Origin of the sequence: Streptomyces sp. NPDC005866 (genome assembly GCF_040629895.1) — a bacterium.
GTDB lineage: Bacteria > Actinomycetota > Actinomycetes > Streptomycetales > Streptomycetaceae > Streptomyces.
The window spans coordinates 54,110-65,685 of the sequence record NZ_JBEXWP010000005.1; the positions used below are offsets into that span (position 1 = coordinate 54,110).

At 70.7% G+C, this 11,576-nt stretch carries 11 protein-coding genes; 6 read left to right on the plus strand and 5 right to left on the minus strand.

The annotated features are described in order from the left end of the window. The first annotated feature begins 51 nt into the window (after window positions 1-51). From ABZ396_RS09210 to ABZ396_RS09230, 5 genes are all read left to right on the plus strand, one after another. Entirely contained in the window at window positions 52-660 is a 609-nt protein-coding gene (locus tag ABZ396_RS09210; RefSeq protein WP_358914224.1) for a signal peptidase II, read from the plus strand. Window positions 661-718: 58 nt separating this feature from the next. Next, window positions 719-1,663, plus strand: coding sequence for an RluA family pseudouridine synthase (locus tag ABZ396_RS09215; protein WP_358914226.1), 945 nt, complete (start codon window positions 719-721; stop codon window positions 1,661-1,663). After that, window positions 1,660-2,130, plus strand: coding sequence for a GNAT family N-acetyltransferase (locus tag ABZ396_RS09220; RefSeq protein ID WP_358914228.1), 471 nt, complete (start codon window positions 1,660-1,662; stop codon window positions 2,128-2,130). The genes ABZ396_RS09215 and ABZ396_RS09220 overlap by 4 nt, the downstream gene beginning before the upstream one ends. A gap of 73 nt (window positions 2,131-2,203) precedes the next feature. After that, window positions 2,204-3,790 (plus strand): Na+/H+ antiporter, encoded by a 1,587-nt coding sequence (locus tag ABZ396_RS09225; RefSeq protein ID WP_358914230.1) that lies wholly within the window; start codon window positions 2,204-2,206, stop codon window positions 3,788-3,790. A 101-nt stretch (window positions 3,791-3,891) separates the two neighbouring features. Beyond that, the gene (locus tag ABZ396_RS09230; RefSeq protein ID WP_358914232.1) at window positions 3,892-4,632 is read left to right on the plus strand and encodes an SDR family oxidoreductase; all 741 of its coding nucleotides are present in this window, start codon (window positions 3,892-3,894) and stop codon (window positions 4,630-4,632) included. A gap of 26 nt (window positions 4,633-4,658) precedes the next feature. On the opposite strand, the gene ABZ396_RS09235 is transcribed toward ABZ396_RS09230, so the two are convergent. After that, the gene (locus ABZ396_RS09235; protein ID WP_358914769.1) at window positions 4,659-5,771 is read right to left on the minus strand and encodes a mechanosensitive ion channel domain-containing protein; all 1,113 of its coding nucleotides are present in this window, start codon (window positions 5,769-5,771) and stop codon (window positions 4,659-4,661) included. 102 nt (window positions 5,772-5,873) lie between these two features. On the opposite strand from ABZ396_RS09235, the gene ABZ396_RS09240 reads away from it, so the two are divergent. After that, complete coding sequence (locus ABZ396_RS09240) at window positions 5,874-6,443, plus strand: dienelactone hydrolase family protein (protein ID WP_358914233.1); 570 nt, start codon at window positions 5,874-5,876, stop codon at window positions 6,441-6,443. 7 nt (window positions 6,444-6,450) lie between these two features. Here the strand turns inward: ABZ396_RS09240 and ABZ396_RS09245 are convergent, their stop codons facing one another. The 4 genes from ABZ396_RS09245 to ABZ396_RS09260 all read right to left on the minus strand — a co-directional run bounded on the left by ABZ396_RS09245 (window position 6,451) and on the right by ABZ396_RS09260 (window position 11,288). Continuing rightward, window positions 6,451-8,121, minus strand: a complete 1,671-nt coding sequence (locus ABZ396_RS09245) for an alkaline phosphatase D family protein (protein ID WP_358914235.1) — start codon at window positions 8,119-8,121, stop codon at window positions 6,451-6,453. Between the two features lie 93 nt (window positions 8,122-8,214). Then, window positions 8,215-9,057: a thioredoxin domain-containing protein gene (locus tag ABZ396_RS09250; protein WP_358914237.1), complete on the minus strand. Its 843-nt coding sequence runs from the start codon at window positions 9,055-9,057 to the stop codon at window positions 8,215-8,217. Window positions 9,058-9,178: 121 nt separating this feature from the next. Next, on the minus strand, window positions 9,179-9,871 hold the full coding sequence (locus tag ABZ396_RS09255; protein WP_358914239.1) for a hypothetical protein: 693 nt from the start codon (window positions 9,869-9,871) through the stop codon (window positions 9,179-9,181). Window positions 9,872-9,938: 67 nt separating this feature from the next. Continuing rightward, window positions 9,939-11,288 (minus strand): DUF2252 domain-containing protein, encoded by a 1,350-nt coding sequence (locus ABZ396_RS09260; protein ID WP_358914241.1) that lies wholly within the window; start codon window positions 11,286-11,288, stop codon window positions 9,939-9,941. Between the last annotated feature and the right edge of the window lie 288 nt (window positions 11,289-11,576).

Below are 11,576 nucleotides of genomic sequence, written 5' to 3' on the forward strand. Positions count from 1 at the left end.
GGGGCGTGCCGTAGTCTCGTCCCGAGCAGGCACCTAGGTTGAGGGACTCACGTGGCAGAGGCGGAGCGCATCATCGGTACGCCGGACACTCCGGACGACGGCGGTGAGGAGACGGCGACGCCCGGCGTGTCCGGCGCAGAGCAGCGCCGGGTTGTGGATGAACGGCGGCCCGGGCGCGGGCGCCGGATCGCCGTGCTGTTCGCGGTGGCCGCCTTTGCGTACGCCCTCGACCTGGTCAGCAAGATGATCGTGGTGGCGAAGCTGGAGCATCACGCGCCGATCCAGGTCATCGGCGACTGGCTCGAGTTCCACGCGATCCGCAATCCGGGCGCGGCCTTCGGGTTCGGCGGAGCCTTCACGATCATCTTCACGGTGATCGCGGCGGCCGTGATCGCCGTGATCTTCCGCCTGGCCCGCAAGCTCTACAGCTTCCCCTGGGCGGTCGCCCTCGGCCTGCTGCTGGGTGGCGCGCTCGGCAACCTCACCGACCGGATCTTCCGCTCGCCCGGCGTCTTCGAGGGCCAGGTGGTCGACTTCATCGCGCCCAAGGGGTTCGCGGTGTTCAATCTGGCCGACTCGGCGATCGTCTGCGGCGGCGTACTGATCGTCCTGCTCTCCTTCCGCGGCCTGGACCCGGACGGGACCGTCCACAAGGACTGACCGGGGGCCGGAGGGGCTTGCGTACGGGGCTGTCGGTGGTGTCCGGCATACTCGACGGGTGAGCACGATTCCCGAGATCCGAACCCTGCCCGTGCCCGACGGCCTGGAGGGCGAGCGCGTCGACGCCGCCATCTCCCGGATGTTCGGCTTCTCCCGCACCAAGGCGGCCGAGCTGGCGGCGGCAGGCAAGGTCCAGGTCGACGGCGCGGTGGTCGGCAAGTCGGAGCGGGTGAGCGGCGGCTCCTGGCTGGAGGTCGAGATGCCGGTGGCGCCCGCCCCCGTGCAGATCGTCGCGGAGCCCGTCGAGGGCATGGAGATCGTGCACGACGACGATGACGTGGTCGTGATCGTCAAGCCGGTCGGCGTGGCCGCGCACCCCTCGCCGGGCTGGACCGGCCCGACCGTCATCGGCGGTCTGGCGGCCGCCGGCTACCGCATCTCCACCTCCGGCGCGGCCGAGCGCCAGGGCATCGTGCACCGCCTCGACGTCGGCACCTCCGGCCTGATGGTGGTGGCCAAGTCGGAGCGCGCGTACACCTCGCTGAAGCGCCAGTTCAAGGAGCGCACGGTCGACAAGCGCTACCACACGCTTGTGCAGGGCCACCCCGACCCGACCAGCGGCACCATCGACGCCCCGATCGGCCGCCACCCCCAGCACGATTACAAGTGGGCGGTCACGGCCGACGGCAAGCCCTCCGTGACCCACTACGACCTCATCGAGGCGTTCCGCGCGGCCTCCCTGCTCGATGTGAAGCTGGAGACCGGCCGCACCCACCAGATCCGCGTCCACATGGCCGCGCACCGCCACCCCTGCGTCGGCGACCTGACCTACGGCGCCGACCCCACGCTCGCCAAGCGGCTGCGCCTGACCCGCCAGTGGCTGCACGCGGTCCGCCTCGGCTTCGAGCACCCCGGGAGCGGTGACTGGGTCGAGTTCGAGAGCGACTACCCGGCCGACCTGCAGAAGGCGCTGGACCAGGTCCGCGAGGAGACCTACGGATGAGCACGCGCGCGTACGAGGTGCGGGTCGCCGAGGATCTCGCCGACCTCGAGGCGTGCTTCGCCGTGCGCAAGCAGGTGTTCGTCGTCGAGCAGGGCGTCCCCGAGGACTTGGAGTACGACGAGTACGACGCCTCGGCCCTGCATGTGCTCGCGCTCCGCGAGGACGGCGTACCGCTCGGCACCGGCCGGCTGCTGTACGGCGAGACGGCCGCGGAGAAGACCGACGGCGATCTGTCCCTCGGCTCCCTGGGCCGGCTCGCTGTCTCCCAGGAGGCCCGTGGCCTCGGCATAGGCGTGGCCCTGGTCCGGGCCATCGAGGACGCCGCACGCGCGCGTGGCCTGACCGCGGTCGACCTGCACGCGCAGACGCACGCGCTGGGCTTCTACGAGCGGCTGGGCTACGAGCCCTACGGTCCGGAGTACGAGGAGGCGGGCATCGCGCACCGGGGGATGCGGCGCGGGCTGTAGCGCGGAGCATGCTTCAACGCCGCATGGCACGCTTGAGGCTGCTGTGTGATCGTCGAGTCCCGGAGCGCTGGCCGTGGATCAGTTGGCCCTGTTGTTCGTGCTGCTGCTCGGGGCCCTGGTGAGCGTCCCGGTGGGGGACCGGCTGGGGCTGCCGGCGCCCGTGCTGGTGACCCTGTTCGGGATCGTCCTCGCGGTGGCCGACTTCGTGCCGAACGTGAACATCCCGCCCGAGCTGATCCTGCCCGGCCTGCTGCCACCGCTGCTCTACGCCGCCGTGCGCCGGACCTCCTGGCGGCAGTTCGCGGCCAACATCCGGCCGATCTTCCTGCTCGCCGTGGCGCTGGTCTTCGTCACCACGGCGTGCGTGGCGGTCGTCGCCCACGCGATCGTGCCCGGGCTGCCGATCGCCGCCGCCGTGGCCCTGGGCGCGCTGGTCGCTCCGCCCGACCCGGTCGCCGCGACCGCCGTCGCCGGGCAGCTCGGGCTGCCGCGCCGGCTGGTGTCGATCCTGGAGGGTGAAGGCCTCTTCAACGACGTCACGGCCATCGTCCTCTACCACGTGGCGATCGCCGCCGCGGTCAGCGGCACGTTCTCGCCCTGGCGGGCCGCCCTGGACTTCCTGCTGTCCGCCGTGGTCGCGCTCGCCGTGGGGCTGGCGCTCGGCTGGGGCGCGAACAAGCTCATGGACGTGCTCGGCGACGCCACCCTCCAGATCGGCCTGACCCTGCTCGTCCCTTACGCCTCCTACGTCCTCGCCGAGGAACTGCACGGCTCCGGGGTGCTCGCCGTGCTCACCACCGCGCTGTTCATCTCCGAGTACGCCACCGACGCCGACGACGTGATGACCCGCCTCGCCGGATACACCTTCTGGGACATCGTCGACACGCTCGTCACCGGCGTCGCGTTCGGGCTGATCGGTCTGGAACTGCACAACGCGATCCGTACGGCGTCCGGCCGCTGGGGCGAGCTGCTGGGCTGGGCGGCGGCGATCGTGGGCGTGGTCGTCGTGGTCCGGCTGGTGTGGCTGCTGCCGGCGACCTGGCTGACCAAGCGGCTGCACGCCCGGCGGGACTACGACGAGGAGATCCCGACCAGCTGGCGGGAGACCATCGTGATGTGGTGGTCCGGGATGCGCGGGGTGGCGTCGGTGGCGCTGGCCCTGGCCATTCCGCTCAAGACCGACGACGGAACCCCCTTCCCGGACCGGAACGAGATCGTCTTCATCGCGTTCGGTGTGATCATGGCGACCCTGGTGCTCCAGGGGCTGACCCTGCCGTGGCTGGTGAAGCGGCTGAGGGTACGGGCCGACACCGAGCAGGAGAAGGAGTTCGAGAAGGAACTTGCGGTTCGGGCGGCGAAGGCGGCACGGCGCCGGCTGAAGGAGATCGAGCAGGTCGAGGACCTGCCGGAGGACGTGTCGGAGCAGATGCTGCGGCGGGCCTTCGAGATCGGGTTCCGGATCAGTCCCGAGGTGGTGGAGGACGAGCGGCGCGAGGGGCACGAGAAGCGGGCGAAGCGGTTGAAGCGGTTGCGGCGGATCCAGCAGGAGATGCTGAGCGCGGCGCGGCACGAGGTGCTGGCGGCGCGGAGCGAACCGGGGGCGGATCCGGAGGTCGTGGACCGGGTGCTGCGGCACCTCGATGTGCGCAGCTTGCGGTGAGCCGGCTCCCCAGCCGTCAGCGCATGGTGATGGTCGTACGAATGTAGGAGTGCTGTGGACAACCGGAAGCGGGGTCGGCGGTGCGCTCGTAGTCTCGGATCATGGCTCGGAACATTGTGATCAGTGGTGGAGCAACAGGGATCGGGCTCGCCGCGGCGCGGGTGTTCGCCGCCGACGGGGATGATGTGCTGCTGCTCGGGCGGCGCAGAGAGGCGCTGGAGAAGGCCGGGGTGCCGGGGGCGGTCTGGTATGCCGCCGATCTGACCGAGCCGGCCGAGGTGCGGGGCGTGGCGCGGTACGTCGCCGACGAGTTCGGGACCGTGGACGTGCTCATCCACAGCGCCGGAGGAAACGCGGCCTTCGCGCCAGACGCGGAGGCCGGCGATCCGCTCGACGCGGTGGCCCGCACCTGGACGGGCAACTTCCGGCAGAACACGCTGACCGCCGTCCTGCTCACGGAGGCGCTGAAGAGCCGGCTCGCCGACCCCGGCGGACGGGTGCTGTTCCTCAGCTCCATTGCCGCGTACCGGGGCTCGGGGACCGGGTCCTACGCCGCCGCCAAGGCCGCCCTGCACCCGTACGCCCACGGTCTCGCCCGGGAGCTGGGGCCGCACGGGGTCACCGTGAACGTGGTCGCGCCCGGGTACATCGAGGACACCGAGTTCTTCGGCGGCCCGGTCGAGGAGACGCGGCGGGAGCAACTCGTCGCCGAGACGTCGACCGGGCGGGCCGGCATACCCGGTGACGTCGCCGCCACCCTGCACTGGCTGGCCTCCCCGGCCGCCGGGCACATCACCTCGCAGGTCATCCAGGTCAACGGCGGCGCCGAGCGCGGCCACTGACGGGACGGGGCAGCCGTAGGGCGCGGTCAGCCGCGACCGGTGCGGGGCGGCTCGTGCAGGCGCCGGCCTGCCGTCACCCCGTCCTGGGAGGGGATGATCCCGCCCGGCGGCAGGACCGCGTCGGCGGTGTTGACCCGGGGCAGGGCGTAGGGGTGCTCGGCGGTCAGCCAGGTGATCATCTGCTCGCGGACGGTCACCCGGACCGTCCAGATGTCGTCAGCGTCCTTGGCGGTCACCAGGGCCCGCACCTGGAGGGTGTTCGGGGTGGAATCGGTGACCGCCAGACCGTAGTTCCGTCCGTCCCAGGCCGGGCACTCGCGCACGATGTCCCGGAGCTTCTCGCGCATCGGCTCGATCGGCGCCGAGTGGTCGAGGTGCCAGTAGACGATCCCGGTCATCTGCGGGGTACCCCGGGACCAGTTCTCGAAGGGTTTGGAAGTGAAGTACGACACCGGCATGGTGATCCGGCGCTCGTCCCAGGTCCGTACCGTCAGAAAGGTCAGGGTGATCTCCTCGACCGTGCCCCACTCGCCGTCCACGACGACCGTGTCGCCCAGACGGACCATGTCGCCGAAGGCGATCTGCAGACCCGCGAACATGTTCGCCAGCGTGGACTGGGCGGCCACACCGGCGACTATGCCGAGGATTCCGGCGGAGGCCAGCAGCGAGGCGCCGGCCGCGCGCATCGCCGGGAAGGTCAGCAGCATCGCCGCCACGGCCACCACCCCGACGACCGCCGCCACCACGCGCATGATCAGCGACACCTGGGTGCGCACCCGGCGGACCCGGGCCGCGTCGGTGTGGCCGCGGGCGTAGCGGGTGTACGAGGACTCGACGATCGCCGCCGCGATCCGCACCACCAGCCAGGCGGCCGACCCGATCAGCACCAGGGTGAGGATCTGGCCGACGGCGACCCGGTGCCCCAGCAGCACCTCGGCCTGGTCGTAGGAACCTCTGAGCAGGGCCGAGCACAGCACCAGCTGGTAGGGGATGCGGGCGCGGCGCAGCAGACCCCACAGCGGGGTCTCGTTGTGCCGTGCGTCGGCCTTGCGCAGCAGCAGGTCGGTCGCCCAGCCGATCAGCAGGGTGAGGACGACGGCGCCGCCGACCACGATCAGCGGGCGGAGTACGTTTTCCAACTCCATGGGTCCGAACGTAACCAGATCGACGGGGTCCTGAACATGCAGACCGGTGTCAGGGGCGTCACAAGTGCGGTCGGTACCGGCTGGCACCATGGGCGCATGAACATCATGCTCTTTCACTCGACCTATGGCCTCAGGCCCGCGGTGCGCGAGGCCGCGGACCGGCTGCGTGCCGCGGGGCACGAGGTGTGGACGCCGGACCTCTTCGAGGGGCACACGTTCGACACGGTCGAGGAGGGCATGGAGTTCAACGAGTCGATCGGCAAGGACGAGCTGCTGAAGCGGGCCGTGCTGGCGGCGGCGCCGTACTCGGAGCGCGGGCTGGTGTACGCGGGGTTCTCGCTGGGCGCCTCGATCGCGCAGACGCTGGCGCTGGGTGACCAGCGGGCACGTGGGCTGCTGCTTCTGCACGGCACGTCGGACATCGCGGCGAACGCCTCGGTGGACGAGCTGCCGGTGCAGCTGCATGTGGCCGAGCCGGACGCCTTCGAGACCGACGACTGGCTGAGCGCCTGGTATCTGCAGATGGGCCGGGCCGGCGCCGATGTGGAGATCTACCGGTACGCGGGCGCCGGGCACCTCTACACCGACCCCGGTCTCCCGGACTACGACGAGGAGGCCGCCGAGGCCACCTGGCGGGTGGCGCTCGGCTTCCTCGACACGCTGTAGGTGAGGGCTACACCGGGTCGTAGGTGCGCTCGACCTTCTGGGTGCCGCTGCGGGTGCGGTACGAACGCGCCCAGGACGAGGTCGCGTCGGCCTTCGTCTTGTCGGAGAGGACGTAGTAGTCCATCTGCGCCCGGGCGGCGGTGATGTCCAGGACGCCGTAGCCGTGGCGGTCGGTGTCGACCCAGTGCACATGGCGGTTGGCCAGCTGGATGATCGGCGCGGCCACGGTGGAGACGGCGCCCGGGGAGACCTTGAGGATGTCGTCCAGGTTGTCCGAGGTCACCGAGGTGACCACGAACTCCGTGGCGGCCGAGGCGGAGAGCGGGTAGGTCCCGGCGTCCACCGGCACGTCGTTCGCCCACGCCATGTGGATGTCGCCGGTCAGGAACACCGTGTTGCCGATCGCGTTGGAGCGCAGGTGGGCCAGCAGCTCGCGGCGGTCGTCGGTGTAGCCGTCCCACTGGTCGGTGTTGAGGGCGAGGCCGTCCTGCGGCAGCCCGAGCAGCTTGGCGAGCGGCTTGAGCAGGTCGGCGGAGAGCGAGCCGATGGCGAACGGCGAGATCATCACCGAGTTGCCGACCAGCCGCCAGGTGGTGTCGGAGGTCTTCAGGCCGGCCTTCAGCCAGTCGAGCTGGGCGCGGCCGGTGATGGTGCGGTCCGGGTCGTCGACCGAGCCGCTGCCCGTGGAGACCTGCTGCGAGCGGAAGGAGCGCAGGTCGAGCAGGGAGAGGTCGGCGAGCTTGCCGAAGCGCAGCCGGCGGTAGGTGGTGCCGGCGATGGCCGGGCGGACCGGCATCCACTCGAAGTAGGCCTGCTTGGCGGCGGCCTGACGGCCCGTCCAGGTGCCTTCGGTGCCCTCGGTGTGGTTCTGGGCGCCGCCGGACCAGGAGTCGTTGGCGAACTCGTGGTCGTCCCAGATCGCGATGACCGGCGCCTTGGCGTGCAGGGCCTGCAGGTCGGCGTCGGTCTTGTACTTGCCGTGCCGGGTGCGGTAGTCGGCGAGGGTGGTGATCTCATGGGTGGGCGCGTGCCGGCGGACCACGGTGTCACGGGTGCCGTACTCGCCGGTGCCGTACTCGTAGATGTAGTCGCCGAGGTGCAGCCAGGCGTCCAGGTCGTTGCGGGCGGCCAGGTGACGGTAGGACGCGAAGTAGCCGGCCTCCCAGTTGGCGCAGGAGACCACGCCGAAGCGCAGGCCGGAGACGGAGGCGTCGGCCGCCGGGGCGGTGCGGGTGCGCCCCACCGGGGAGTCCGTGCCGCCGGCCGAGAAGCGGAACCAGTAGTCGGTGGCCGGGGCGAGACCGCGGATGTCGGCCTTGACCGTGTGGTCGGAGGCGGCGGTCGCGGTGGCGGAGCCGCGGGAGACGACGTTCGTCAGCGCCTTGTCGGTGGCGACGACCCAGCTGACCTCGGTGTCGGCGCCGGCACCGGAGCCGGGGGTGGCGTCGGCGGTCGGCGTCACCCGGGTCCACAGCAGGACGCCGTCGGGCAGCGGGTCGCCGGAGGCGATGCCGTGCAGGAAGGCGGGGGTGTCCGAGGCCGCCCGGGCCGGCAGCGCGGCGGCGAACGGGGCGGCCAGGACAGCGGTCGCCGCCGCGGCCTTGACGACCGTACGGCGGCGGGGGGAGAGGGAGTTGGCGCCCTCGGAAGACTGTGTTGATCTGTTTCGACTGGTCACGGCCGATCAGGTTACTGACCAGTATGGACAAGAGCGGGCGAACCTGTGAAAGTTCGCCTGCTCTTCACTCGGGGCCGGGAGTTCCGCTTGGCGTCAGGCCTTGAGGGCCGCGTCCACCACGGAGTTGAAGTCCGCGACCGTCATCGGCGGGTTGCCGCTGGAGCCGGTCGTGAGCATCTTGCCGTTCATGACGAAGCTCGGGGTGCCCGTCACGCCGTCCTTGTTGGTGTCGAAGGTCTTCGACATGGCCAGCGCCCACGCGTCGTACTTGCCGGACTTCACCGCGTCCTGGAAGGACTTGTTGTTCTTCAGCGCCGGGACCGTGTTGGCGACCTCGATGAGGTAGCTGTCGTTCTTGAACTTGTCGGTCGTCTCCTGGGGGTGCCACTTCGCCGAGTAGAGCGCGGTCTTGTACTCCAGGAACGCCTCCGGGCTGACGTTCAGCGCGGCGCCCATGGCGCTCATCGCGTTCTTGGAGCCCTCGCCGTTGGTGCCGATCTTGCCCTTGCCCAGCGAGTCGCCGTCGATGAACGTGCCGCCGATGTACTGGATCTTGAACTTGCCGTCGTCGATGTCCTTCTGCACCGTGGGGCCGACCGTCTGCTCGAACTGGGCACAGATCGGGCAGCGCGGGTCCTCGTAGACCTTGAGGGTCTTCTTGGCGGTGGACTTGCCGATCACGACGGTGGTGCCGTCGGTGCCCGTGGTGTTAGCCGGGGCGACGACCTTGGCGGCCTTCTCGTCCTCCCAGTAGCCGGGCTTGTTGGCCTGGACGACGGCGTAACCTATGCCGCCGGCCGCGGCCAGCACGGCCACGACCGAGCCGGCCACGATGACCTGGCGCTTGACCTTGGCCCGCTTGGCCTGCTTCTCGCGCTCGACGCGCAGTCGCTCCCGGGCCGCGTTCTTGGCGGACTGGCTGTTCCGCTGGCTCATGATGGTGATCTCCCTATGGGACGCGCACATGTCGTGCGCGGGATACGTGTGGGGACTCGTCGTGCTCGGACGAGGACGAGGACGAGGACGTGCTCGGGCGAGGGCGCTTATGCGAAGGCGCTCAGGCGACGGCGAGAGCGAGCGCCCGGGAGCACGGCGGTCCACGCCGTCCCAGGGAGTGCACGAGGAGCAGATCGCGGGCGGCGGCCGTGCGCGGCGCCGGGCGCGGCAGCCGTCGTACCGGAACCAGCCGGACCGCGCCCGCGGCGAACGCGAGGAGCAGCGGGCGGAAGGTGGTGGCGGCGATCGCGCGCAGCAGCTGGGTCAGGGCGCGCTCGCCGCGACGCAGCCAGGCGGCGGCCAGCAGGCCGACGCCGACATGCGCCGCGAGCAGCAGCCAGGCCGCGGCCGGGTCGGCGTGGGCGAGCGCCGCGGCGGCCCGGGAGCCGTCGGTCATCTGGGCCAGCGGGGTGCCCACCGTGCCGCCCCGGCACAGCACGTCGAGGCCGACCGCGCGCAGCGGGCCCGCGATGGGGCCGCCCGCCCGGCCGTAGCAGGCGTGCTGGCCGGTGGTGAAGACCGTGTCGGCGGCCAGTTCCAGCGGGATCAGCAGGGCCGCGATCCGGCCGAAGCCACGCTCGCGGCCCGCCAGCGCGTACGCCGTGACGAACACGCCGACGGCGACCGCGGCCACCGTCGTGACCGGCAGCGGGGCCCGGGACAGCAGTACGTGCGACGCGGTGCTGAGCGTCACGACGAAGGCCGTGAACAGCGCCGCGCGCACGGCTCTGAGCTGGGTCCCGGATATGTCCATAGCGGTGGAGAGTCTGTCACGTACTCATGTAAGGGACCCCTAAAAGAGCCCTGTGAATCCGCGAAGGTTACAGCCCTGGAATGCGGCCGTTGCGGAAGAGGTCGACGAAGATCTGGTGGTCGGCACGCGCGCGTGCGCCGTAGCTGTGCGCGAAGTCCACAAGGAGCTGATCGAAGCCCGCGCCCTCATCGGAGTCCGCCGCGATCGCCGCGTCGATGGCCCGCTCGGTGGAGAACGGCACCAGGGACTCGCCGGACTGGTCGTCGGCCGCCGAGTGCATCGACGCCGTGGCCCGGCCGAGGTCCGCGACGACCGCCGCGATCTCCTCCGGATCGTCGATGTCGCTCCAGTCCAGGTCCACCGCGTACGGCGACACCTCGGCGACCAGCTGCCCGGCGCCGTCCAGCTCGGTCCAGCCCAGCCACGGGTCGGCGTGCGCCTGCAGGGCGCGCTGGGAGATCACCGTGCGGTGCCCCTCGTGCTGGAAGTAGTCCCGGATCGCCGGGTCCGTGATGTGCCGGGAGACGGCCGGGGTCTGGGCCTGCTTGATGTAGATCACCACGTCGTTCTCCAGGGCGTCCGTGTGGCCCTCCAGGAGGATGTTGTACGACGGCAGGCCGGCCGAGCCGATGCCGATACCGCGGCGGCCGACGACGTCCTTGACGCGGTAGGAGTCCGGGCGGGACAGGGACGACTCCGGAAGCGTCTCCAGATAGCCGTCGAAGGCCGCCAGCACCTTGTAGCGGGTGGCCGCGTCCAGCTCGATGGAGCCGCCGCCGGAGGCGAAGCGGCGCTCGAAGTCACGGATCTCCGTCATCGAGTCCAGCAGCTCGAAGCGGGTCAGCGAGCGGGCCGCGCGCAGCGCGCCGAGCAGCGGGCCCTCGGCGGTGTCCAGGGTGAACGGCGGCACCTCGTCGCTCTTCGCGCCGGTCGCCAGCGCGTGGATCCGCTCCCGGTACGCGCCCGCGTACACCTCGACCAGCTCGGTGATCTGCTCGTCGCTGAGCGCCTTCGCGTACCCGATCAGCGCGATGGAGGCGGAGAAGCGCTTCAGGTCCCAGGTGAAGGGGCCGACGTAGGCCTCGTCGAAGTCGTTGACGTTGAAGACCAGGCGGCCGTTGGAGTCCATGTACGTGCCGAAGTTCTCCGCGTGCAGGTCGCCGTGGATCCACACGCGCGAGGTGCGTTCGTCCAGGAACGGGCCGCCGCGCTTCGACCCGAACTCTTTGTTCGCAGTCACGTCGTGGTAGAAGAGCCCCGCCGTGCCCCGGTAGAAGGCGAAGGCCGAGGCCGCCATCTTCCGGAACTTCACGCGGAACGCGGACGGGTCGGCGGCCAGGAGCTCGCCGAAGGCGGTGTCGAAGACGGCGAGGATCTCCTCGCCGCGCTGCTCGTCGTTGAGCTGGGGGACCGACATCGCTGGGTGCCTCCTGGTACGGGTGGTGCCTGACGTATGGGGCGGAACTCTTACGGTTCCCTTACTGGATCTGGCGGGATCTCTCACTGGGATCTCCCGCTCGGACCAACGTGCGAAGGTCCGGGGGAGTGCCCGTGCGGCGCCCGCTTTCCTCGCATGAAGGTACGCGGGGTGGTACGCGAATTGTCAGTGCCGAGGCATAGGATTTCGCCGTCCCACCAGACTGTCCGCAGTCGGTCCGCAGCCGGTCGGAAGATCGTCGACGCACGTTTCCTTTGGAGGCCGAAA

Coding starts and splice junctions, on each gene's coding strand:
- ABZ396_RS09220 (WP_358914228.1), top strand. CDS start 1,660: ATGAGCACGCGCGCGTACGAGGTGCGGGTCGCCGAGGATCTCGCCGAC.
- ABZ396_RS09230 (WP_358914232.1), top strand. CDS start 3,892: ATGGCTCGGAACATTGTGATCAGTGGTGGAGCAACAGGGATCGGGCTC.
- ABZ396_RS09240 (WP_358914233.1), top strand. CDS start 5,874: ATGAACATCATGCTCTTTCACTCGACCTATGGCCTCAGGCCCGCGGTG.
- ABZ396_RS09250 (WP_358914237.1), bottom strand. CDS start 9,057: ATGAGCCAGCGGAACAGCCAGTCCGCCAAGAACGCGGCCCGGGAGCGA.
- ABZ396_RS09255 (WP_358914239.1), bottom strand. CDS start 9,871: ATGGACATATCCGGGACCCAGCTCAGAGCCGTGCGCGCGGCGCTGTTC.
- ABZ396_RS09260 (WP_358914241.1), bottom strand. CDS start 11,288: ATGTCGGTCCCCCAGCTCAACGACGAGCAGCGCGGCGAGGAGATCCTC.